This is a genomic window from Luteibacter sp. (assembly GCF_009912395.1).
In the GTDB taxonomy this organism is placed as follows: domain Bacteria; phylum Pseudomonadota; class Gammaproteobacteria; order Xanthomonadales; family Rhodanobacteraceae; genus Luteibacter.
This window is the reverse complement of the sequence record NZ_WNDO01000023.1, coordinates 1-22,765: the sequence shown is the minus strand read 5'-3', so window position 1 is coordinate 22,765 and position 22,765 is coordinate 1. Positions and strand designations below refer to the sequence as shown.

The 22,765-nt window shown below is 63.0% G+C and carries 18 protein-coding genes; 11 read left to right on the top strand and 7 right to left on the bottom strand.

The features are described from left to right. Positions 1-6: 6 nt before the first annotated feature. On the bottom strand, positions 7-1,395 hold the full coding sequence (locus GAK28_RS18310; protein ID WP_291782626.1) for a PLP-dependent aminotransferase family protein: 1,389 nt from the start codon (positions 1,393-1,395) through the stop codon (positions 7-9). Positions 1,396-1,515: 120 nt separating this feature from the next. Here GAK28_RS18310 and GAK28_RS18305 point away from each other — a divergent pair, with 120 nt between their 5' ends. After that, complete coding sequence (locus GAK28_RS18305; RefSeq protein WP_291782624.1) at positions 1,516-2,379, top strand: DMT family transporter; 864 nt, start codon at positions 1,516-1,518, stop codon at positions 2,377-2,379. A 3-nt stretch (positions 2,380-2,382) separates the two neighbouring features. Here GAK28_RS18305 and GAK28_RS18300 read toward each other — a convergent pair whose 3' ends face one another. Next, entirely contained in the window at positions 2,383-4,344 is a 1,962-nt protein-coding gene (locus GAK28_RS18300) for a CocE/NonD family hydrolase (RefSeq protein WP_291782621.1), read from the bottom strand. A 230-nt stretch (positions 4,345-4,574) separates the two neighbouring features. Between GAK28_RS18300 and GAK28_RS18295 the strand changes: the two genes are divergently transcribed. Both GAK28_RS18295 and GAK28_RS18290 read left to right on the top strand, forming a co-directional pair. Further along, complete coding sequence (locus GAK28_RS18295) at positions 4,575-5,432, top strand: LysR substrate-binding domain-containing protein (RefSeq protein ID WP_291782618.1); 858 nt, start codon at positions 4,575-4,577, stop codon at positions 5,430-5,432. Positions 5,433-5,580: 148 nt separating this feature from the next. Further along, positions 5,581-6,582: an alpha/beta hydrolase gene (locus GAK28_RS18290; protein WP_291782615.1), complete on the top strand. Its 1,002-nt coding sequence runs from the start codon at positions 5,581-5,583 to the stop codon at positions 6,580-6,582. A gap of 66 nt (positions 6,583-6,648) precedes the next feature. On the opposite strand, the gene GAK28_RS18285 is transcribed toward GAK28_RS18290, so the two are convergent. After that, positions 6,649-9,411 (bottom strand): TonB-dependent receptor, encoded by a 2,763-nt coding sequence (locus GAK28_RS18285; protein WP_291782612.1) that lies wholly within the window; start codon positions 9,409-9,411, stop codon positions 6,649-6,651. Between the two features lie 448 nt (positions 9,412-9,859). After that, entirely contained in the window at positions 9,860-10,309 is a 450-nt protein-coding gene (locus tag GAK28_RS18280; protein ID WP_291782610.1) for a MarR family transcriptional regulator, read from the bottom strand. A 173-nt stretch (positions 10,310-10,482) separates the two neighbouring features. Here GAK28_RS18280 and GAK28_RS18275 point away from each other — a divergent pair, with 173 nt between their 5' ends. Genes GAK28_RS18275 through maiA form a run of 3 tightly spaced genes read left to right on the top strand, consistent with a single transcriptional unit; the run spans position 10,483 to position 15,003 of the window. Further along, the gene (locus tag GAK28_RS18275; protein WP_291782609.1) at positions 10,483-13,050 is read left to right on the top strand and encodes a pyruvate dehydrogenase (acetyl-transferring), homodimeric type; all 2,568 of its coding nucleotides are present in this window, start codon (positions 10,483-10,485) and stop codon (positions 13,048-13,050) included. Positions 13,051-13,067: 17 nt separating this feature from the next. Beyond that, on the top strand, positions 13,068-14,342 hold the full coding sequence (gene aceF / locus GAK28_RS18270; protein ID WP_291782607.1) for a dihydrolipoyllysine-residue acetyltransferase: 1,275 nt from the start codon (positions 13,068-13,070) through the stop codon (positions 14,340-14,342). 16 nt (positions 14,343-14,358) lie between these two features. Continuing rightward, positions 14,359-15,003 carry a maleylacetoacetate isomerase gene (gene maiA / locus GAK28_RS18265; RefSeq protein ID WP_291782604.1) on the top strand — a complete coding sequence of 215 codons (645 nt, stop codon included), beginning with the start codon at positions 14,359-14,361 and terminating at the stop codon, positions 15,001-15,003. A 4-nt stretch (positions 15,004-15,007) separates the two neighbouring features. On the opposite strand, the gene GAK28_RS18260 is transcribed toward maiA, so the two are convergent. Together GAK28_RS18260 and GAK28_RS18255 are read right to left on the bottom strand one after the other, a co-directional pair. After that, a complete protein-coding gene (locus GAK28_RS18260) occupies positions 15,008-16,132 on the bottom strand; it encodes an agmatine deiminase family protein (protein ID WP_291782601.1) in 1,125 nt (374 codons plus the stop codon). A gap of 148 nt (positions 16,133-16,280) precedes the next feature. Beyond that, positions 16,281-16,640 carry a VOC family protein gene (locus GAK28_RS18255; protein ID WP_291782598.1) on the bottom strand — a complete coding sequence of 120 codons (360 nt, stop codon included), beginning with the start codon at positions 16,638-16,640 and terminating at the stop codon, positions 16,281-16,283. A gap of 258 nt (positions 16,641-16,898) precedes the next feature. Here GAK28_RS18255 and GAK28_RS18250 point away from each other — a divergent pair, with 258 nt between their 5' ends. The 5 genes from GAK28_RS18250 (at position 16,899) to GAK28_RS18230 (ending at position 22,002) form a co-directional block, all read left to right on the top strand. Next, positions 16,899-17,084 (top strand): hypothetical protein, encoded by a 186-nt coding sequence (locus GAK28_RS18250; RefSeq protein WP_291782595.1) that lies wholly within the window; start codon positions 16,899-16,901, stop codon positions 17,082-17,084. Between the two features lie 342 nt (positions 17,085-17,426). After that, a complete protein-coding gene (locus GAK28_RS18245; RefSeq protein ID WP_291782592.1) occupies positions 17,427-18,185 on the top strand; it encodes an endonuclease/exonuclease/phosphatase family protein in 759 nt (252 codons plus the stop codon). Positions 18,186-18,245: 60 nt separating this feature from the next. Further along, positions 18,246-19,940, top strand: a complete 1,695-nt coding sequence (locus GAK28_RS18240) for an MAC/perforin domain-containing protein (RefSeq protein ID WP_291782590.1) — start codon at positions 18,246-18,248, stop codon at positions 19,938-19,940. A 105-nt stretch (positions 19,941-20,045) separates the two neighbouring features. Continuing rightward, positions 20,046-21,206: a glycosyltransferase gene (locus tag GAK28_RS18235; RefSeq protein ID WP_291782588.1), complete on the top strand. Its 1,161-nt coding sequence runs from the start codon at positions 20,046-20,048 to the stop codon at positions 21,204-21,206. A gap of 79 nt (positions 21,207-21,285) precedes the next feature. Then, positions 21,286-22,002 carry an FkbM family methyltransferase gene (locus tag GAK28_RS18230; protein ID WP_291782586.1) on the top strand — a complete coding sequence of 239 codons (717 nt, stop codon included), beginning with the start codon at positions 21,286-21,288 and terminating at the stop codon, positions 22,000-22,002. A 615-nt stretch (positions 22,003-22,617) separates the two neighbouring features. On the opposite strand, the gene GAK28_RS18225 is transcribed toward GAK28_RS18230, so the two are convergent. Beyond that, positions 22,618-22,765 (bottom strand): IS3 family transposase (locus tag GAK28_RS18225; protein WP_291782783.1); only part of this gene is annotated, 148 nt, incomplete at its 5' end.

Here is a 22,765-nt window from a genome sequence, read left to right as displayed (position 1 = left end):
GACATCTCAGGCTCGCGACGCCAGCGCCCGATCCAACACATCGAAGATCTTCTTTTCCGACGACTGCGCGACGTTGAAGCGGAGAAAATTGCCCGCGCTCAACGACTGGCTGAAGGCATTGCCCGGCGCCAGTACCACGCCCTCGCGCAGGCACGCGCGGGCGAGATCACCCGCATCGCGTCCTTCCGGCAAACGGCACCACAGGAACATCCCCGCCTGCGGTACGAGCCAGGGCTCGATACCCAGTGGACGCAACCGCGCGATGGTGCGCTCGCGCGCATCCGCCAGGCGATGGCGGATCGATTCCATGTGCTTGCGATAACCGCTGTCCGTCAACGCCATCAACAGGATGTCCGACGCCAGGCGTCCACCACCGAAGGTCGTCGCCAGCTTGAGGTCGATGAGGCTGTCGATCCAGTCGGCGCGTGCCGCGATGCAGCCGCAACGCAGTGACGCCGACACGGTTTTTGAGAAGCTGCCGATCAGGATCACGCGCGACAACCCATCGAACGCGGCCAGCCTCGGCGCGTGCGTGGTTTCGAAATCCGCGAAGATATCGTCCTCGACGATCACCATGTCCGCGCGTTCCGCCAGCTTCAATACACGATGCGCCGTCACCGGCGACAGCACCGCGCCCGTCGGATTGTGGATGCCCGAATTGGTGATGTAGACGCGCGGCGAATGTTCCTGAAGCACGGCTTCGAACACGTCGATATCCGGCCCCGTGGGCGTATACGGCACGCCGACCGCCTTCACCCGGTGCGCTTTCAGCATCGCGTGGAAATTGAAGTAGCACGGGTCATCCACCAGCACGGTATCGCCCGGCTCGAGCAGGAAACGACAGACCAGGTCGATGGAGTGCGTGCCCGACTCCGTCAGCATGAGTTGGTCGGCCGATGCTTCGACACCGGTTCCCGCGATGCGACGGACCAACAACTGGCGAAGCTCCGGCGGCCCTAGCGGCGTGGCGTAGTCGGTCAGCGCCGAGGTGTCCGCCCTCGCGGCGGCGCGCAGGGCGCGACGCATCCCTTCCTCGTACATCCATGACGAGGGCAACCATCCACAGCCCGGCTTGAGCACGTCCGCACCGGTTTCCAGCGCCTGCCGTGACATCCATAGCGGATCGACCTCGCGATCCAGCTTCGGACCCATGTCGGCCAGCGAGAACGGTGCCGGTGCGCCGGTGACGTAGAAGCCCGATCCCGGTCGCGAGGCGATCACACCCTCGCTGGCAAGGCGTTCATAGGCCTCGACCACCGTGGAGATGGACAGCGCCATGGCCTTGGCCTGCGCACGCACGGAAGGCAGCCGGGTGCCCGGCCCATAGGCGCGCGATGCGATGCCGCCACGGATCGTCGCCACCACCGATTCGGTACGGGTATCCCCACGCCTCATGACACTTCTCCACAACTGTACTGCCTGACGTGCCAGACAGTTTCCTCCAATTGTACCCAACCGTGTCTGGGGAAACGCCCATCCGCGTGGTCCACTGCACGCTACCCACAGGAGCAGGTCATGGAAAAATCCACAAGCGGATGGCTCAACGGCATGATCGGCGTCGTGATCTTCGCCGGCTCGATGCCGGCCACCCGCGCCGCCGTCGTCGAACTCGATCCCTATTTCGTCACGGCGGGCCGGGCCACGATCGCAGCCTTGCTCGCGCTCGCCCTGTTGCTATGGCAGGGAGAGCGTCGCCCGAACCGTCGCGACCTCTCCGCGCTGGCGGTGGTCAGCGTGGGCGTGGTCCTCGGCTTTCCCCTGCTGACCGCCCTGGCGCTGCAACATATCTCGGCGGCACACTCGCTCGTGTTCCTGGGCCTGCTGCCGCTGTGCACGGCACTGTTCGGCACGCTGCGCGGCGGCGAGCGCCCGCGTCCGGCGTTCTGGCTGTTCTCCATCGCCGGTGCCGCCTGCGTGGTCGGCTACGCCCTGCGCGATGGCGCTTCCTCATCGATCCACGGCGACCTGCTGATGCTGCTGGCCGTCGTCGTCTGCGGCATGGGCTACGCCGAAGGCGGACGCCTGTCGCGCAAGCTCGGCGGCTGGCAAGTCATCAGCTGGGCGCTCGTGCTGGCGCTGCCCGTCATGCTGCCGGTGTTCCTGTACACCCTGCCCTCGTCCCCTGGCGACGTGCACCTGTCGGCCTGGATCGGGCTGGGCTACGTGGCCGTCTTCAGCATGCTGATCGGCTTCATCTTCTGGTATCGCGGACTGGCCCAGGGCGGCATCGCCGCCGTGGGCCAGCTGCAACTGCTGCAGCCCTTCCTTGGGCTGGGCCTTGCCGCCCTGCTGCTGCACGAGACCGTGAGCTGGACGATGCTGGCCGTGACCATCGGCGCGGTGATCTGCGTCACCGGCGCCCGGCGCTTCGCCACCTGAGCCTTAGCGATCCTCGACGACGGGCAGCCACACCGCCGACGGCTGCGCACCGGAACGCAGGACCGTGACGCTGGCCGGTCGGTAATCGGCCGGCTTCGCGTTGAAGATGTTCGGCACGAAGGTCTGCGGGTTACGGTCGTACAGCGGGAACAGCGACGACTGCACCTGCACCATGATCCGATGCCCGCGCAGGAACACGTGGTTCACATTCGGCAGCTCGAAGCGGTAGCGCTGCGGCTCGTTGGCGGGAATCGCGGTCGGATGCTCGAAGCTGTCGCGATAGCGCCCACGGAAGATATCCAGCGCGATGGGCAGCTCATAGCCTCCCATCGTCGGATCCGCATGCACCTGCGGCGGATAGACGTCGATCAGCTTCACCACGAAGTCGCCATCCGTTCCCGTCGTGGCGGCACGGATATCCGCCACGGGAATGCCGCGCACGCGGACCGGCGAGGTCAGCACCGGTGTTTCGTACACGAGCACGTCCGTGCGGCCGTCGACGAAGCGCTGGTCGGTGACCAGCCACTTGCTCCACGGCAGGTAGCCCGCATAGGTCGAGCCGTATCCGAAGAAGGGATCGAGCACCGGGCGCGGTAGGAACGGCACCGGCCGAGCAGGATCGCTGACATATGTGTCGCCCGCCTGCGATTCCGTGGGCGCGGTGAACGAGAGCCCGAAATCCTTGCCCAGGTACAAAGGCTTCAGTCCGCTCGGGCAACCCTTGTCGCACGCCGCCGGCCAATCCTGGAAGCGATCCCAGTGGTTGTCGCCCGTGTTGTACACCGACACCCGTGCCAGGTTCGCAGGCGGCCCGCCACGCAGGTGTTCGTTGAGGAACGGCAGCACGATGTCGCGGTTGTATTCCAGCGACGTGTCGCCCGTCCACTTCAACGGCCCCAGCGTGTAGCCGATACCGTTGACCTGGCTGTGCGACCAGGGACCGAGCACCAGCCAGTTGTTGGCGGCATGCCCCGCCGCCTTCAGCGCGAGCCAGGCGTGGTTCGCACCCCACATGTCTTCCTGGTCGTAAAGGCCCTGCTCCCACAACGTGGGCACCGACGAAGGATGGGCGGCCAGCAGGCGGGCGAGATCCTGCCCCTGCCAGAACGCGTCGTAGGCCGGGTGCTCCATCATCCGGGCAATGAAGGGCAGCTTTTCAAGGCCGCGACTGCGCACATAGTCGCCCGTGGAGCCCGCACGGAGATACTCATCGTACTTGTCGAAGACGTCGCTCGGCGTCACCGCCCCCGGCCCCTGCTGCACCGTCTGCATGTGCACGTAGCCGAGCATCAGGTTGCGGAAGGCGCCGTAGTGGAACCAGTCGTCGCCCATGTAGGCATCGATCACGGGACTCTCCGGCACCGAGGCCTTCAACGCAGGATGCGGATCGAGCAAGGCCATCGCCGCCGTGAAACCCTCGTACGACGAACCGATCATGCCGACGTTGCCGTTGGATTCCGGCACATGCTTCACCAGCCAGTCGATGGTGTCGTAGGCATCGGTGACATGATCCACACGGGTCGGATTCAGCGGCCCACGCACCGGTCGCATCATCACGTAGCTGCCTTTCGAGCCGTACTTGCCGCGCACGTCCTGGTAGATGCGGATGTAGCCCGCCTTCACGAACTCGGCATCGCTCAGCGTCAGCGCGGACAGCATCGATGTCGCCTTCGGGTTACCGGCGCGTTCTTCCGCGTTATACGGCGTGCGGGTCAGCAGCATGGGCGCGTCGTGCGCGCCCTTGGGCAGCACGATGATGGTCTGCAACTTCACGCCGTCGCGCATGGGGATCATCACCACGCGCCTGACGAAATCCTGGCCACCCGGGATCACGTCGTCGAAGGTCTTCGGAATGTCGTTGGTACCGACCAGTCCCTGCTTCGGTGGATCCACCGGAGCCGCCATCGCCATGCCTGGCACGATTGCGGCAAGGAAACACAGCAAACCCACTTTCCCCTGAGTCATCCCCATACACTCATCCTGTCGTTGTGGAAGCGATCGAAGCGGTTTCCGCCCGATCTTAGCCACGGGTCGCGGGCAGGCGACAGCTAAAAACGCTAATGGGCTCCATAAGTTGCCGTTAACCGGGGAGCCCTCGCACCCCGGCATCCCCCATAAGTCATCTTTATCTGCCGATGCCACCCGACCTAAGAATGGCTAATCCCCCCTCCCACGCGACACGCAGGGTGATGCCCATGGGCGTCCGGCTCGATATCGCTTTGCTGCGGAACTTCGTCGCCATCGCCGACGCGACGGCGATGAGCCGGGCCGCCGAACACGTCGGCCGCACGCAGGCCGCGCTCAGCCAGCAACTGAAGAAACTGGAGCAGGCAATCCAGCAACCGCTGATGATCCGTACCGGTCGCGGCGTGCTGCTCACCACCCATGGCGAGCGCTTGCTGGCGCACGCGCAGAAGATCCTCCGCGTGCACGACGACGCAGTCGCTGAGCTAACTGGCGACGCTTTGTCGGGCCGGCTTCGCTTCGGCTGTCCCGACGACTACGCGCGCATCTTCCTTCCCGGGCTTCTCCAGAGCTTCGCCCGCCAGCATCCGCAGGTGTTCATAGAGGTCGTCTGCGCACCCACGCCGCGCCTTCTGGAGCGGCTGCGCGACCAGTCGCTGGACATCGCGATCGTCTCGCAGCCGGACAGCCCCGAGCGCGACCGGTTCCTGCGCTGCGAGCCCTTCGTCTGGGTGGGCGGCAAGGGGAGCGACGCCTTTCGTCGCGATCCGCTGCAACTGGCGTTGTCCGATCCCGATGCGCTGGACCATATTGCGGCGACAACGAGCCTGGATCGCGCGAACCGCCCCTACCGCATCGCCTACGCCAGCGGCAGCGTGGCCGGCCTGACGGCGGTCGTACGTTCCGGGCAGGCGATCACCGTGATGACCCTCACCGGCGTACCACCCGACCTCCAGGTGCTGCCGCCCTCCAGCGGCCTGCCCCCGTTGCCGTCGGTAGGTATCACGGTGATGACGGCGGGAAGCGGTACGTCACGATTGCTGGGGCATTTCGAAGAGCACGTGAGGGCTGTGCTGCCGACCCTCTGAGACGCTTGCAGACGAAACCATCGAAGGAAAAACCAAAACGCCAGCAAAACCATGCGACTGGCCCACGGGTGGCCGGTTCAACCATAACGGACCTGGATCGTTTGCGTGAGGTGCCTGAATCATGCGTCCCTCCCAAGGAAACTCCTCGATGTTCCGTTCCATGTCGCTACTCCTTTCGCTGGGAGCGCTCGCCCTGCTCGCCAGTGGCCCCGCCGCCGCCCGCAGGAGCCATCGCGACGATGCGCCCTCGCCGTCGTCCGCCACTTGCTTCGATCCGTCGGATTCCCGTGACATCCCCTTGTGGACTCGCAACGTCCCGGGCAGCGTCGGTGACGACCCGTGCCGGGATATCCCGTTCGTTCGGGAATACGTGCCGTCGGAAGGCGCCCGGGGTGACCTTCCCGCCATCCTTATCATTCCGGGTGGTGGCTACGACCACCTGACGGACGCGAAGGAACAGGAACCCGTCGCCCAGCATTTCGCCGACGCGTATCACGTGAAGGCCTTCGTGCTGTATTACCGTCTCGTGCGCGACGATGGCACCTATCGCTATCCCGTACCCATGTGGGACGGTCGCCGTGCGTTGAACCTGCTCGGCCACGACGCGGCGCGCCTCGGTATCGATCCGCGACGCATCGGCCTGTTCGGTTTCTCCGCGGGCGGTCATCTCGCCAGCACGCTGGCGCTGCACCCGGAGTCGGACTTCGGCATGCCGTCGCACGACGCGGTGGATACGGCGAATGTGCGTCCGTATTTCCTCGGCCTCGGTTATCCCGTCATCTCGATGCTACCGTCGGAGTTCGCTTCGCCCAATTCGCTGAAGCATCTACTGAACGGCTACCGGGGGCGGGAACTGGATCGCCTGGAGCAGGAACTGTCGAGCCAGGATCACGTGACCGCCGAAACGCCGCCGGTCTTCCTCTTCGAAAGCCTCGACGATCAACGCATCAGTGCGCAGAACAGCGTGCTGTTCGCCAACGCCTTGCAGGCGGCCGGCGTCCCTGCCGATGTCCACCTGTTCCGCCATGGCGAGCATGGCGCCGGCCTCGCCGAAGGCATCCCCGAAGAAGAAGCCTGGCCGGGCATGTTCGGTCACTGGTTGAATGCGCGAGGCTTCATCGACGAAGGCCGGTCCGAACGTCGTCGCTGATCCTCCAAAGAAAAACGACGCGGCGAATATCGCCGCGTCGTTTTTTTTCGCCTTGAACCAGGCTGCTTACAACTTGACCTTCACGCCAAGGTTGTAGAAGCGACCGATGGCACCATCCTGCGCATAGGTCGGGTTGTAGTTGACGCCAGCGTAGTTGGCGACATCCAGCGGAGCCTTGCGGTCGAACGCATTCATGACCGAACCGGTGACCGAGATCTTCGGGGTGAACTGGTAGCTTCCCGTGAGGTTGAACTCGGTAAAGGATCCGACGTTGCAGCTGGTGTAGCCATCCGGGATGCACTCCGAACCGTACACATCGGGCGCCGTGTTCTTCATGCCACTGGTGTGGTAGAAGGTGCCCGTCACCGTCAGGTCATGCCAGATCATGGTGTTGGACCACGATTCGCGATACCGCGGCGTACCGGCACCCGACGACAGGTTGTACGGGCCATGCGTACCCGCGAACGACTGCACCGTACCGTCAGGCAGCTTCAGTTTCCAGGTGAAGATATCCGTGCCGTTGAACTCGGAGATGTACTGGATGCCGTTGTCGAACGCGAAGTGCGCCTGCAGGTCGACATCGAGACCGTCGGTCTTCAGCGAGTTGGCATTGATATAGCTTCCGATCACTTCGATCGGGCGAGCCAGCGCCGTCGGGTTGAGCGGATCCGGCTTATCGGCGATCACCTGGGTATTGGCCGGCAGCGGCAAGCCGGCGTAGTACGCGTTCAGGATGCTGTTGGCATCGGTCGCGGTGATCACATCGGTCTTCTTGATGTGATAGTAGTCGAACGACGCATTCAGCCAGCTCGTCGGCTGCAGTACCAGGCCAAGGGTGTAGCTCTTCGCACGCTCCGGCTTGATGTCCTTGTTGGCGTTGGTGAACTCGGCCAGCTGATAGGTCTGCACGTAGCCGTTGTTGCCATGCTCCGCCGCAAACCCGGGCGGCGGATTGTACGAGACGAAACCTTCGTTGGAGCTGGAGCCGTTTTCCGAGAAGCTCGGCGCACGCACGCCCTTGGAGAAGGTGCCGCGCAGGGCCAGCCAGTCGAGCGGCTTCCACTTCAGGCCCAGCTTTGGTGCGAACTCGGTACCAATATCCGAGTAGTGATCGACACGACCGGACAGATCCGCTTCCAGCGAGGTCAGCAGCGGTGCGTCGAACTCAAGATAGGCACCTTCGACGTTGCGGCTGCCGTTGGTCTGCGCGTTGCCCAGGCCCTGGAAGGCGTTATCGGGGTTCAGTGTCGGATCGGCCTGCGCCTCATGACGCAACTGGATGCCGGTGGCCATGCCGAACGAACCGCCCGGCAGGTCGAACAGCGCACGGTTCGCGGACAGGTCGAGCGCATTGAGGTCCGAGGTCGAGGTCTTGTTGTAGCCCGGGGCGAGCGCGCTACGCACCCCGGCGCTGTTCGCCGACGGATTGATGAAGTTGTAGCTTCCGGTGTTGATCGCATTGATCAACGCGGCGTAGTTGAGATAGCCGTAGAGCTGCGTGTCGAGGCTGGTGTGGTTGAAGATCAGCGCCGCGTCGTAGTTCCACTCGCCCCAGGTGCCGGCGACATCGCCAACGATGCGAAGATTGTGGTTGTCGTAGTTGGCACCACGCGGGATGTCGCCAAACGCATAGTTGAGCAGCGCCGCCTGGCCGTTAGCCGCGAACGGATTGTTCGGGTTAAGGCTGCCGTTGCTCAGGTACACCGGCAACGCGATGTTGTTGGTGTTGTTCGGCGTCGAGGTCTGGATCTGCGCGGGCGAGTTGACCGTGGAGGTCTTCGTTTCCATGTAGCCAACCGACACGTACGCCTTGGTGGTGTCGTTGATCTTCAGGGTCAGTCGACCATACACGCCGCCCTGCTTCATCTCGGGCTGGAGCTGGCCGTACTGCGACACCATGTTCTGCTGGCAATACGTGCCCGTGCTGTCCGTGGTCGACACGCCCTTGGCGCCGCAACCGCCACTCAGCAGACTCGCGGTAGCACCCGCGTTGGGAACGCCCGTGGTGACATCACCCGGCGTGCCCAGCGAACCCGGCGTCACCGAACCGTAGATCGAACCCGAGCCATTGGCCGGCTGGCCCGCCTGCAGATTGGGGCCGCCAATGCGGCTGAGGTCGGCGGTGTTGTACGGGAAGCCGCGATCGCCCGCACGCACGGCGTTGTCCTGCTGGTATTGGGCGCTGAAGTAGGCGTTGTACCCATCCTTGTCCAGGTCGCCGCCACCGACAAGCAGGGTGCCCTTGCGGGTAAAGCCGCCGCCATGCTCGGACGTACCGATGTCGCCGGTGGCTTCGACGCCATGGAAGCCGGGCTTCAAGATCACGTTGACCACGCCGGCGATGGCGTCGGCGCCGTATAGCGACGAGGCGCCGTCTTTCAGCACTTCGATGCGATCGACCGCGGCGAGCGGAATCGTGTTCAGGTCGACGAAGGAACGCTGTCCATCGTCGGCCACCGCATAGGTGGCGGCGCGATGGCCGTCGATCAGCACCAGGGTGGAGTTGACCGTCAGGCCGCGCAGGGCCACGCCGGACGAGCCTGCGGCAAAGCCGGCGGTGAAGCTGTTGGGAATCGAACCGCTGTTGTCCGCGGAGATCGAGCGCACCACGTCGGAGATGGTGGTGTAGCCGCTGCGCGCGATGTCCTTGGCGGAAATCGTGGTGACCGGCGACGCGGTCTCGGTATCGATGCGGGGAATCGCCGAACCCGTGACCGTGATGGTTTGCAGGTTCTGCGGGTTGCTGGAGCTGTTGTCCTGGGGTTTACCGTCACCGGCGGACTGTGCCCACGCGACACTCGCGATGGGAGTCAGAAGCAGCGCGGCCAAAGCGCCCGCAAGCTTGTTACGTTTTATGATGACGACCCCTACCCTTGGATTTTGGACGAAATGGGCTAGCCCGATACGGAGATCAGGTGGCGAAAAAACGTTGGCGATAACAAGGCCGTTAAAGAGGGGAAGGCCTCGTTCAACTTGAATCTTTCACCATCACCCAGGGTGCACAAGCATTTAACGAAACCGCGATGACATCGAAAAATGTTTCGACCTCGCGGTTTTTCGCTGGGGATATTTCTTGAGGCCCCGAACAAATTTCGAGCAAATCCAATGTGGTAAAAAACGGCAGAGTCGCAAGCGGAATTAATTGAAGAAAGTAACTGCCGCCTCGCCTTCGCAATAACTCCGCTGCTGATTCACCAAGATGAACCTACGGCAACGGGACGGCGACGACGTATCACGCTTGTCTTACAGCGGGCCTTTCGACGACGCGTGATCCGCTTCAGTTCTGCGACGACTCGCGCGCCAGCAGAGCGGCACGATCCAGGGCTTCCGCCGTCTGGCGTTGCGCCGCGTCATCGAATTGCGGGAGGAACAACTCCGCGACCGCCGCCTGGTACACCTTCCACATGCGCTTCCTGAGCGCCCGCCCCTCTTCCGTGATCGTGACGTAGGCCGCCCGGCCGTCTTCGGCGGATCGCGCACGCGTGACGAGACCTTCCTGTTCCAGGCGATCGACCAGCCGTGTGAGGTTGTAGCGCTCGATCACCAGCGCGTCGGCCAGCTCGTGCATGCGACGCGTGCCGTCGGGGCCGCTTTCCACACCCCAGAGCGTGTCGTACCAAGCATAGGCGGGGAGACCGGCCTTCGCGAGGCGACGCTCGATTTCCCGGATCAGCGCGCGATGCGAACGCACGAAGGAGAACCACAGGTCCGGTTCCTTGTTCGCCATGGGCGGTACCTCCCGGCCTGTTGAGTTGCAAACGCAATTCTACCACGGCATGATGGGACGCCATGAATTGCAATTGCAATCGATAGGCACCCCACCCCGCGCCTTCCGTCTTCAACGCCCCCAGTGCCGTCGCTTCCACGCGAACCGGCGGGACACCTGCATCCGGAGATCCCATGAACCACGCCCTCGCGCAGCCCGATATCGATCCCGAAGAAACCCGCGAATGGGTGGAAGCCCTGGAGGCGGTGACGCGAGCCGACGGGCGCGACCGCGCGCACTATCTGATGGACCAACTGGCCGACCATGACGCGGGTCGCCACGGCAACTTGCACGGGAGGGTGACCACGCCCTACGTGAACACCATCGCGCGCGAGCGGCAGCCGGCCTATCCGGGCGACCTGGCCATTGAGCGCCGCCTCAACGCCTACATCCGTTGGAACGCGATGGTCATGGTGCTGCGCGCCGGCAAGCACTCGAATGTGGGCGGGCATATCGCCACCTACCAATCCGCCGCCGTGATGTACGACGTAGGTTTCGATCATTTCTTCCGCGGACGCACCGACCGCTTCGACGGCGACATGGTGTACATCCAAGGCCATTCGGCGCCGGGCATCTACGGTCGCGCCTATGTGGAAGGTCGCCTCGGCGACGAGGTGATGGACAACTTCCGGCGCGAGTCCGCGCGCGACGGCCTGTCGTCCTATCCGCATCCGCGCCTCATGCCCGACTTCTGGCAATTCCCCACCGTCTCGATGGGACTGGGCCCGCTCACCGCCGCCTACCAGGCACGCTACATGCGCTACCTGGAATACCGCGGCCTGAAGGAACACCAGGGACGCAAGGTATGGGCCTTCCTCGGCGATGGCGAAATGGACCAGCCTGAATCGCTGGCCGCCATCGCGGTGGCCGGACGCGAACGTCTCGACAACCTGATCTTCATCGTCAACTGCAATCTCCAGCGCCTGGACGGGCCGGTGCGCGGCAACGCGAAGATCATCCAGGAGCTGGAAGGCACGTTCCATGCGGCCGGCTGGAACGTCATCAAGGTGATCTGGGGCAGCGGCTGGGACGCGCTGCTGGCGAAGGACACCACCGGCCTGCTGCGGCAACGCATGATGGAATGCGTGGACGGCGACTACCAGACCTTCAAGTCGCAGAACGGCGCGTACGTGCGCGAGCATTTCTTTGGCAAGTATCCGGAGCTGCTGGCGCTGGTCGCAGATCTGTCCGATGACGACATCTGGCAGCTCGCGCGTGGCGGCCACGATCCGGAGAAAGTCCACGCGGCCTATGCGCAGGCCGTCGCCACAACCGGGCGACCGACCGTGATCCTCGCCAAGACCGTCAAGGGTTTCGGCATGGGCGAGGCCGGCGAAGGCCAGAACATCAACCACCAGCTGAAGAAGATGAGCGCCGACGCGGTGCGCGCCTTCCGTGACCGCTTCGCGCTTCCCGTCAGCGACGAGCAACTGGAGGAGATGCCCTACCTGCGCCCCGAGCCCGGCAGCGAGGAAGCGCGCTACTTCGCCGAGCGACGCCAGCGTCTGGGCGGCATGCAGCCCGTGCGCATCCTCAGCACGCTGCTCAAAGACCCGGAACTGGGCAAGCTGGTCATTCCCATCGTGCCGGATGAGTCGCGCACCTTCGGCATGGAGGGTCTGTTCCGCCAGATCGGCATCCACTCCTACCTGGGCCAGCTCTACACGCCGCAGGACGCCGGCCAGCTGAGCTACTACAAGGAAGCGAAGGAAGGTCAGATCCTGCAGGAAGGCATCAACGAATCCGGCGCCATCTCGTCGTGGATCGCCGCCGGCACCTCGTACAGCAACCATGCGCTGACCACGATTCCCTTCTACATCTTCTATTCCATGTTCGGCCTGCAACGCGTCGGCGACCTTGCCTGGGCCGCGGCCGACGCGCGCACGCGCGGCTTCCTGCTCGGCGCCACGTCCGGCCGCACCACGCTGATGGGCGAAGGACTCCAGCACGACGACGGTCATAGCCACGTGCTGTCGTCGGTGATCCCCAGCTGCATCTCCTACGACCCGACCTTCACCTACGAGCTGGCCGTGATCGTCCAGGACGGCATGCGCCGCATGTTCGTGGAGCAGCAGGACATCTACTACTACATCACCCTGCTCAACGAGAACTACCTGCATCCGGCGATGCCGGAAGGCGTGGAAGAAGGCATCGTCAAGGGCCTGTACCTGCTTCGCGAAGGCCAGGGCATCTCGCCGGACGCACCACGCGTACAGCTCATGGGCAGCGGCTCGATCCTCAACGAAGTGATCGCCGCCGCCGCGCTGCTCGAACAGCACTACGGCGTGACCAGCGATATCTGGAGCGCCACCAGCCTTACCGAAGTACGCCGCGACGGCATGGCCGCGGAACGCTGGAATATGCTTCATCCCGAAGACGAATCGCGTGTGCCCTATGTGCAGACTTGTCTCGAAGGACACGAAGGGCCTGTCGTTGTCGCCACCGACTACATGAAGATCGTCGGCGACCAGATCCGTCCCTTCATCCACGACCGCCGCTTCGTCTCGTTGGGCACCGATGGCTTCGGCCGTAGCGACACCCGCGAATCGCTGCGCACGTTCTTCGAAGTGGATCGGCACTTCATCGCCCTGGCCGCCCTCAAAGCCCTGGTCGACGAGGGACAGCTACCCCGCTCGGTCGTCGCCAGCGCCATCGAGGCCTTCGGCATTGATGCCGGCAAGCCGGACCCGGCGGCGGTCTGAGGCTGGGACGGATCCTCATGGCTAACCTGAAAGAAGTACGCGTCCCCGACCTGGGCGGCTCTAGCAACGTACCGGTGATCGAACTGCTGATCGCGGTCGGCGACACGGTGTCGCTCGACCAGAGCATCGTCACGCTGGAATCGGACAAGGCGACCATGGAGGTTCCCTCTCCTGTCGCCGGGATAGTGAAGGAACTCAAGGCGCGCGTCGGCGATACGCTGTCCGAAGGCGACCTGGTCGCGCTGATCGAGGTGGCGGGCGCCACCCCGGTCGCAACGCCCATCCCCGAACCGGTCCCTGCCGAAGCGAAAGTGGAACCGCCGCCTGCCGAACCACCCGCAACCCTGGTGGCTCGCGAGATCGTCCCCGTCCCGGCCGGCGACGCACCGCATGCCGGCCCCGCCGTACGCCAGCTGGCCCGCCAACTCGGCGTCACGCTGGCCCAGGTGCAAGGCACCGGGCGCGGTGGTCGAATCGTGCGTGAGGACGTGACCGATCATGTGAAGCGCACGCTGTCGAACGACAGCGTTGCACCTGCCGTGCCAGCGTTCACGGGCGGTCAGAACCTGTTACCCTGGCCGAAGATCGACTTCGCCAAATTCGGCGAGATCGAGGAGCAGGCACTCGGTCGCATCCCGAAACTGTCCGCCGCCAACCTCGCCCGCAACTGGGCCGTCATCCCCCATGTCACGCAACACGACCAGGCGGACATCACCGACCTGGAATCCTTCCGTGTCGCGCTCAACAAGGAAGCTGACGGCCCACGGCTCACCATGCTCGCCTTCCTGATGAAGGCCTCAGCGGTACTGCTCCGAACGTTCCCGCGCTTCAACGCCTCATTGGACGCCAGTGGCGAGACCCTCACGCTGAAGAAATACGTGCATATCGGCTTCGCAGCGGATACGCCGCAGGGATTGGTGGTACCGGTAGTGCGCGATATTGATCGCAAGGGCATCCGCGAGATCGCAGAAGAAACGGCCTCCCTTGCCAGGAAGGCCCGCGAAGGCCAACTGACGGCCTCGGACATGCAAGGCGGCTGCTTCACCATCAGTTCGCTCGGCGGCATCGGCGGCACGGCGTTCACGCCGATCGTCAACGCCCCGGAGGTGGCGATCCTCGGCGTCTCCAGGGCATCCATGCAGCCCGTGTGGAACGGCGATACCTTTCTTCCTCGCCTGATGCTACCGACGTCGCTGTCCTACGATCACCGCGTGATCGATGGCGCAGACGCCGCCCGCTTCAGCGCCGCGCTCACCTGCCTGCTCGCCGACTTCCGCCGCGTGCTGCTTTGAATCGAAGGAACCACCCATGACCATCCAGCTCTATGGCTTCTGGCGTTCGAATGCCGCCTTCCGCGTACGCGTGGCGCTAGCCCTGAAGAACATACCCTTCGAAGAGATCGAAGTGGACATCCTCTCCGGCCGGCAATTCGAAAGCGCCTACGCGGCCGTCAACGCAGAACACATGGTGCCCACGCTGATCCACAACGGCCAACACTTCTTCCAGTCCATGGCGATCGTCGAATACCTCGACGATATCCACCCCGCCCCCCGGCTGGTACCCGAAGACGCGAAAGAACGGGCCTACGCCCGCGCACTGGCAGCGGTATCGGCATCCGACGCCCATCCCCTCGTGGTGCCCCGTGTGCGCAAGTACCTCGCGTCGCAGTTCGGTGCGGATGCCGGGTCGGTGGCGAACTGGTGCAGGCATTGGGCATCGGAAGGCCTGGCGTCCTACGAACGCCTGCTCACCCGCCGCCCCGCCGCACCGTTCGCTCTGGGCACCACGCCAACCATCGCCGACCTCTGCATCGCCGGCCAGATCGTCACGGCGAATCTCTACGACATCGACATCGACGCGTTCCCCAGGGTCGCGGCCCTGGGGAAGCGTTGCTTCGATATGCCCGAATTCGCCGAAGCGCACCCGTTCCGGCACCCGGGCTACACACCCTGACATCTCACACGCGCGGCATGTTCTTCGTGACGCAATGGATGCCGCCACCACCCGCCGCGATCGGGTCGATATTCACCTGCACCACGGCACGCCCCGGATAGAGCGAAGCAAGCAGTCGCCTGCATCGCTCATCGGCCTCCTCGTCACCGAACTGCGGCGCGATCACCGCACCGTTGATCGGCAGGTAATTGATGTAGCCGGCGGCGAAGCTCGAATCGTCTTCCGTGTAGATGTTGCTGCGGATCTCGGTCGGCGGCGGCAGGATATGCACCTGCAAGCGCCGGCCGTCCGCATCCGTGGCGGAGCGCAGTATCTGAAGATGCTTGCGCGTTACGTCGTAATCGTAGGATTCGGGATCCTCGTCCAGGTTCGCGACGACCACGCCCGGCTTCACGAATCGCGCATAGAAATCCACGTGCGCATCCGTGATGTCCTCGTCCTTGATGCCGGGCAACCAGATGATTTTCCGCAGACCCAGCCGAAGCTTCAGCTCCGCCTCGATCTGCGCCCGCGTCATGCCCGGATTGCGGTTCGCATTGACCCAGCAGCTTTCCGTCAGGATCGCCGTGCCGTGCCCGTCCACCTCGATACCACCACCCTCGCCCGTAAGACGACTCTTGATGCATGCGATCTTGAGATCGTCGCCCAGCAGGCGGGCCACCTGGGTGTCCTTGCCGTGGCGCTGCTTGTCGCCCCACCCGTTGAAATTGAAATCGACGAGCGCGAGGTCGCCATCGGCGTTACGGACGAAGCAACCACCGTAGTCACGCACCCAGATGTCATCAAGCGGCAACGGGAAGTAATCGATGTTCTGCGTACCGCAGGCTTCACGCGCGTCGTCTTCCTGATCTTCGCGACAGAAAATCGTTACCGGTTGATAGCGGGAAATCGTCCTGGCCAGCATCGCGATCGTGCGATTCACGTCCGGCGCGAAATCCTTCCACACCGCCGACGATGCCGCATAGGCGAGAAAGACACACTCCTGCGGCAGGTCTTCATCCGGCATGCGCCACATGCCAGGCGACGCTTTCTCGCTATCGAATGCCTTCGCACTCAGACCATGGGACAGGAGGAAACCGGCACTCGCTGTCAGCGAGGCCTTTTTAAGGAAATCCCGGCGGCTCTGCATAAATACGCTCTTCGTCAAACGCGATGAATGAATCGAATGAACGGCATTCTGAGTGCGGGAACATGTATGGCGGCTTGCTAATTAGCCGCCATTTTCATGGAACATCCGTATATAAATTTATAAAAATATATATCAAATAAAAAACGCTTCATGGCTTGATTGGCGGCTGCCACAATTCGATCGGGTTACCCTCCGGATCGTGGATGCGCGCGAATAGTCCCACCCCCGATGCATCCCATTCCTCCTTGATGATCACCTCGATACCCGCCGCGCGAAGTTTCTCGCACAACTCATCGCGGTTATCCACGCGCAGGTTGAGCATCCACGGGTGACCGGCCGGGAAATAATCGGTATCGGCCTTGAACGGCGAAAACACACTCGTCCCCGCCTGCATCTCCCACTTCCCGTACTTACCCGCCCCCACACCGAGATGTTCGGCATACCACTTGCTCAACGCCTCCGGATCGTTCGCCCGGAAGAAGAATCCGCCAATCCCCGTCACGCCCATTGCCTACTCCCCGTCGACCCTGGCCCAGTTCGGCAGACCAATAGCAGAAGGACGGCCCACCGGCAACGACCGCATGGACAGATTCGGAAGAGGGTCGTCTCTTTGGAGGCTACCCGGGGACGGCCGGCACCTGCGCGCCCCAAGGCCTACCGGCGTCGGTTGCAAACCCTTCCGTGCGGGAGTAAAGGCGTGCCTGATTCCCGTAGCCGGGGGTCCCGACCGATCGTACCTTTCACATTCCTCTGGGAGAACGTCGATATGAAGATCCTGTGCGCTGGTCTTGTCCTGATCGTGGCCGCCGTCTCTGCGAACGCAAGCGGCATCGTTACCTCTCCGACGCCGAACCACATCTATAGCAACGCACCGGTATGCCCGGATGGACAGGTCGCCCAGTTCGTCGGCGTCATCAATGGCAAGGCGACCTGGCGCTGCGTCCCGATCTGATCGCTCCCGCTTCACCGGCCCCAGGTCGATACCATGGAACCTGCAAGGCCTCTGTAGGAGCGCGCTGGCGCGCTCCTACACAACGCACCCATCAGCATCGATCCCAGATTGTCCTCCGGCATCGCCCGTAGCCGGATGCCGTCGATCGCGCGTGTGGTAAATCACATTCCACACCACAGCCCCGTTTTCGGGGATTGTCGAAGCCTTGCGGCAAATCTAGCCTCCGACGCATCGTTCACGGAGCGGACTTCCGCCCATCCGTGACACCGACGCTCCCTGAAAGCCTCCCGGACAGCATCGACAGGAGGCTCCCCATAGCTGCCCGTCGATCGTGGAGAGACGATGAACGTCGTGACGTGGAACGCCCAGGGCGCCCAGTCCAAGTGGGGTGCCATCTCCCAGGAAATGAAGAGCGGTGCGTTCAGCATGCTGCTCCTCCAGGAGGTGACAGAAGTGACGAAGAACGCCACATTCGTCGCGGACTATGGCGACTGTCATCTCTATCGATACTCCCCCGGCGGAACGCGCTTCCGGCCACTGCCCGAGTGGTACATCGTCTACCACGAGTGGAGGGAGACATGGCCCGGCGGCAATAAGCGCTGCAGTCTCGCCACAGCCATTCGGCAATATCGCCCCACGCACGCAGAAACGCGCCTGCTGCCGGGGAACAGGCGACCAACGCTAGGTGTCCAACCCGGCGCGGGTCGCCCATGGATCTTCAATCTGCATGCCACGAGTGGCGGGGGCGGGGCAGCGGATGCAAAGGATCTCATCGCAGGTATCTGGGGCGACGAGACCGTTTACAGCGCGCAAGCGGGCTGGGTGCTTGCCGGCGACTTCAACGCAGACCCCGGGCAAATGGAAGCGCACCCCTTCTACGAAAATCACATCGTGCATCCGCCGACGGATCCGACGCATCCCGCCTGGGGTCGGGGTCCATACAACGCCATCGAGCGCAGCCTCGACTACGCCATATCGAGCCCTGACGTCGGCGTTTCGGAACAATGCGAACGCTATGAGAGCGCCCTGCTTCAATCCGATCACTACCCGCAACTCTTCGAGGTGAACGCGGCGATACCCGTGGCGGGTGCCGAGTTCTGATCGTCACGCCAGCGTTATGTCACGACATCCACATCATCCACCATCCAGAGGGGATACCTCATGTCGCAGGAATTGCCAGAGCCCGTGGAAAACGGCACCGAGTCAGCGCCCGTGATACCGACGCGTCCTCCCTACTGGCCTCTATGGCCACTGCAACCGATGCCGTCCGAACCCAGGACGCAGGATAAAAAGCCACGCCAGGTCGTTCCCGGACATTCCATCCTGGGAAAGGGATTCAACATCTTCGGCCGCTACAACAGCAGTTCGGCCCGAAAGATGCTTTTCGACACGACGACACCCAGCGACCGCACCTGGCATAACACGTTGTCTGGCAACGAATACGTTGTGCCCGAGCAAGTCGACGATCCGCTCCTGGTCGGCGCCCACGAAGGCAGCTCGCATATATTCAGCAGCCGCGCCGACGTATCGGAGTATTTCGCGGCGGAAGCCGGCATGAACGGGCGATACCGGGTTTTCTCCGGCGAGTTCAAGGCCGCTTTTTCAAGCATGACCTCCTCCGTCCAGGATTACCATATGGGCCTGTACTCGGTGAAAAGCCGATCGTACAAGCTACGCCTGAAAGACGACTCCGAGAGCCAGCTCTACAAGGGCTTGCTGGACGACCCGGACTACAAAAACCTTCCCGCGAGGTTCGACGCAAGCAAGCACGAAAACGTCGCTCTATTCTTCGCTTTTTTCGCCAAGTTCGGAACGCACTACGTCAACGAAGTGGTGATGGGATCTCGCCTGGATTATTTCATGTACGCCAACAAGGCGAACATCGTTTCCCAGATCGACTTCGAGGCAAAGCTGAAGGCGGAGGTCAAAGCGGTTTTCTTCGCCACCAAGGCCGAAGCGAGCGTCATCTGGAACAACACGTTGAAAAGCTGGGCCAGCTCCCGCTCGGTACGTATCAGCTCGATCGGAAGCATGTCCATTCTCAACAGCCTGGTGCCCGAGCAGGATCAGAATTTCCATGAAATCTACGTCCAGTGGCTGGCGATGTCCCAGGCCGCGCCCATGCCCGTGGAGTACAAACTGAAAAGCATCGCGGACATCTTTTCAGGCGAGAAAGCCATGGCCTTGCGCCAGGCCATGGATGCCTACGCATCGAAATCGATCCTGCTGAAAGCCGTCGCCACGCCCTTCGCCAGGGACACGAAGAATCAAAGCGCGAAACCAAACCCCCTCACGACGCTCCCGAAGGGTTTCGTCAACGTCAACGAAAATCTGGTGATCTCCGCGCCGACATCCCTGGAAAACCTGGCGATCATCCTCGTCGTCCAGGATGCCCGGACACTCGCGGTCAAGCACCAGGCGGCTTACGAATTCCCCAATCATCCGGGCAACCTGCTTCCTTCCCGCAAGCCTTCCGCCGAGGCATACGACAAGGCACTGGACGAATTCAACAAGAAGTTCCCCGTGAGCCAGCGGTCCGACATCATCGTGTCCGTGTTGATCCCCTGGGTGCTCAACAAGACCGACTTTCCCACGTCGGACTTCTACAACTTCCTCGTCAATCTTGGCGCAGGCGACGCGCTCAACGAGTGGTGGCGTAGCCTGGAAACGGACACATCGGTGCTCGGCCTGCGGGTAGCTTACGGCCTCATCGGGATGTTCCGGGGTGCGACCTCCGCCACTGTGGAGAGCTTCGTGACCTACTACTCCCAGGATCGCTCCAGCGGCGGACTGATACTGGAATCGTTCCTTGAGCCGACGACGGATGGCAACTCGTTCATATACATCCCATCCTGATCGCGCATCCGTACACACGACGGAATCCGTAGACGAGGTGATGGGGGCAATCCTCCATCACCTTGCCGGATTGGCAAGACTCACCGCCCCATGGGAGTGTCGAGGATGAAGCGATCCCTGCTTACCATCGGCTATGCAAGGCCCGGCTTCGGATTCGGTCGCGTGCTTGGCGAACTGCATACGGCGTTCGCCGACGACTTCGATATCACGCACCTCGATCTCGCCGCCCCGTTCATCGCTCAAACCCACGCCCCGAGCTCACGACCACGCCGCATGGATGCCATCGACGTCGCCCGTATCATGAGCGAATCGTCGCACGATGTGGCGCTTATCTTTGCGGATATCGATACGGTATGCGAGCTGACCTGCGCCATGCGCTTGTCGGGAACTCGGGTCGTCGCCTATATGGCGATCGACTCCCCAGTCATGCCCTCCCCCGCCTTGGCGGGACTCGCGACCCTGGATGTCCTTGCCGTCTACACGACGTTCGCCCGGGACAGCCTTCTCGATGCCCTGGCCCAATTGTCGCTCCCCGCGCCGCGCGTGGAGGTGCTTCCTCACGGCTGCGACATCGGGATGTTCTTTCCCCTCGACGCACACGCACCACGAGCACGGACGATGGCCCGGGATGCGTTGTTCGGCACCGACCACGCCATGGACGATACCTTCATCGTTCTCAATGCCAACCGAAACCAGCCTCGCAAAAGGGTCGACCTTACCTTGCAGGCCTTTCGCCGGTTCCTCGACATCGTGCCCGATGCCGACGCCAAGCTTTACCTGCACATGGGCCTGCGCGATCGGGGCTCCCTGATCCTTCCCTTGGCGGGCTCGCTCGGCATCGACGACCGCCTCCTGCTGACCGGAACCACGCTCGACCATCCGTCGTCGACCGATACCCATCTCAATCTTCTGTACAACGCCTGTGATGTCGGCCTGAATACGGCCGACGCCGAGGGGTGGGGATTGATCGCCTTCGAACATGCCGCCACCGGCAGGGCGCAGCTCGTCCCCGCGCATACGGGCTGTGGAGAACTCTGGCGTGATCACGCCCTGATGATTCCCGCCGAGCCCTACCACGACATGGCATTGAATCGCAGGGCCTTCGAGGTGGATGTCGATGCGATCGCCGACGATCTGGCACGGCTCTATACGGACGTGTCCTTACGAGCGACATACGACGCGCTCGCATTCCACAACGCGACGGTCAACACGCTGACCTGGCGAGACGTAGGCCAACGACTGAAAGGGTGGATTCATGGACACTGACGGCGACACGCTTCGTCACGCTCGGGAAAGGGGGCCGTGAATGTCATACACATGCCAGGTTCGCCTTGACGATGGCAGCATGCTTCGACTCCGGCCGGAAAGCTGGGATTACGGTATCGCCCGATCGGTTCTCATGGACAACGAATACCGGCTTCCCGACACGTTCGATGCAAACGACCTGATCGTCGACATCGGCGCCCATATCGGTGCCTTCAGTCACGCCTGTCTCCATCGCGGCGCGGGCCGGGTGATCGCTTTCGAGCCAGAGCCGGCAAATTTCAGCCTCGCCATGGAGAACCTGGCACCCTTCGCCGAAGCCATCGACCTCCGCGCCGAGGCCGTATGGCGATCGGACAGACCCTCCGAACCGCTGCGTCTACGCTCAGCCTCCGAGCGCCTGAATACGGGCGGTCATCGCGTCGTATCCGATAAGGGTGAAGCCCGCCGGATACGCGCCGTCTCGCTCGACGACGTGTTATCACGACTTGCGCGCAGAGTGAGCCTGTTGAAGATCGACTGCGAAGGCGGCGAGTATCCGATCCTGTTGACGGCCTCCCGACTGGACCTCGTCGAGGCCATCGTGGGGGAATTCCATCGACTCGGACCCGGCTCGATACATGGCGACGTCGATGAATCGATGCGAGCGGATGGTTTCGACCTGTTGGACGAACGGGTACTGATCAGCCACCTGTCGACGCAAGGCTTCGACGTCGAGATCGCTCGGTGCGAAGAAAAATCACCCAACCACGGCCTCTTCTTCGCGCGCCGCCGCGTAACACCCCCATCCCTCGCCTAACACATCGATCAACGACGAAGTTCGTCGCACCGACACAGGCCAGTGCCCCCGGCAATGCGCCCGGTTATCGCATCCCGCCTCTTGTAGGAGCGCGCTTGCGCGCGATCCCGCGCAGCGGGCCGGATCATCGTCACCGTCTGATCGCGCCCCACGTCGTTCCAGCGCACGCTGGAACCCAGCGCGATGCGATAGGTTGTCGCGAATACGTTACCTACGCAAAAGCCGATGCAGCATCGCCGCATGGCTGGCAAACCGAGGCAGTGGGTTCCGGCCTACGCCGGAACGACGAAGCGCGTCGTCGCACCGGCGCAGGCCGGTGCCTACGGCGATGCATCCGATTATCGCATCCCGCCTCTTGTAGGAGCGCGCTTGCGCGCGACCCCGCGCAGCGGGCCAGGTCATCGTCACCGTTTGATCGTGCCCCCACGTCGTTCCAGCGCACGCTGGAACCCAGCGCGATGCGATGGGTTGTCGCGAGTACGTTACCTACGTAAAAGCCGATGCAGCGTCATCGTGTTGCTTGCGAACCGAGGCGCTGGGTTCCTGCGTGCGCAGGAACGACGGTGAGGTAACTTTTGAGAATCCTGATCTTGCCCCTGATTTACGGACACCTATCTAAGCGACATTGGCCAGCTCGTACTGCTCTGGGCTGAGGTAGCCCAGGGTCGAGTGCAGCCGGATCCGATTGTAGTCAACCTCAATGTAGTCAAACACATGAGCCTTGGCCTGCTCCCGTGTGGCGAGGTGTTCACCATGGATGGCC

Coding starts and splice junctions, on each gene's coding strand:
- GAK28_RS18310 (WP_291782626.1), bottom strand. CDS start 1,395: ATGAGGCGTGGGGATACCCGTACCGAATCGGTGGTGGCGACGATCCGT.
- GAK28_RS18305 (WP_291782624.1), top strand. CDS start 1,516: ATGGAAAAATCCACAAGCGGATGGCTCAACGGCATGATCGGCGTCGTG.
- GAK28_RS18300 (WP_291782621.1), bottom strand. CDS start 4,344: ATGACTCAGGGGAAAGTGGGTTTGCTGTGTTTCCTTGCCGCAATCGTG.
- GAK28_RS18295 (WP_291782618.1), top strand. CDS start 4,575: ATGGGCGTCCGGCTCGATATCGCTTTGCTGCGGAACTTCGTCGCCATC.
- GAK28_RS18290 (WP_291782615.1), top strand. CDS start 5,581: ATGTTCCGTTCCATGTCGCTACTCCTTTCGCTGGGAGCGCTCGCCCTG.
- GAK28_RS18280 (WP_291782610.1), bottom strand. CDS start 10,309: ATGGCGAACAAGGAACCGGACCTGTGGTTCTCCTTCGTGCGTTCGCAT.
- GAK28_RS18275 (WP_291782609.1), top strand. CDS start 10,483: ATGAACCACGCCCTCGCGCAGCCCGATATCGATCCCGAAGAAACCCGC.
- aceF (WP_291782607.1), top strand. CDS start 13,068: ATGGCTAACCTGAAAGAAGTACGCGTCCCCGACCTGGGCGGCTCTAGC.
- maiA (WP_291782604.1), top strand. CDS start 14,359: ATGACCATCCAGCTCTATGGCTTCTGGCGTTCGAATGCCGCCTTCCGC.
- GAK28_RS18260 (WP_291782601.1), bottom strand. CDS start 16,132: ATGCAGAGCCGCCGGGATTTCCTTAAAAAGGCCTCGCTGACAGCGAGT.
- GAK28_RS18255 (WP_291782598.1), bottom strand. CDS start 16,640: ATGGGCGTGACGGGGATTGGCGGATTCTTCTTCCGGGCGAACGATCCG.
- GAK28_RS18250 (WP_291782595.1), top strand. CDS start 16,899: ATGAAGATCCTGTGCGCTGGTCTTGTCCTGATCGTGGCCGCCGTCTCT.
- GAK28_RS18245 (WP_291782592.1), top strand. CDS start 17,427: ATGAACGTCGTGACGTGGAACGCCCAGGGCGCCCAGTCCAAGTGGGGT.
- GAK28_RS18240 (WP_291782590.1), top strand. CDS start 18,246: ATGTCGCAGGAATTGCCAGAGCCCGTGGAAAACGGCACCGAGTCAGCG.
- GAK28_RS18235 (WP_291782588.1), top strand. CDS start 20,046: ATGAAGCGATCCCTGCTTACCATCGGCTATGCAAGGCCCGGCTTCGGA.
- GAK28_RS18230 (WP_291782586.1), top strand. CDS start 21,286: ATGCTTCGACTCCGGCCGGAAAGCTGGGATTACGGTATCGCCCGATCG.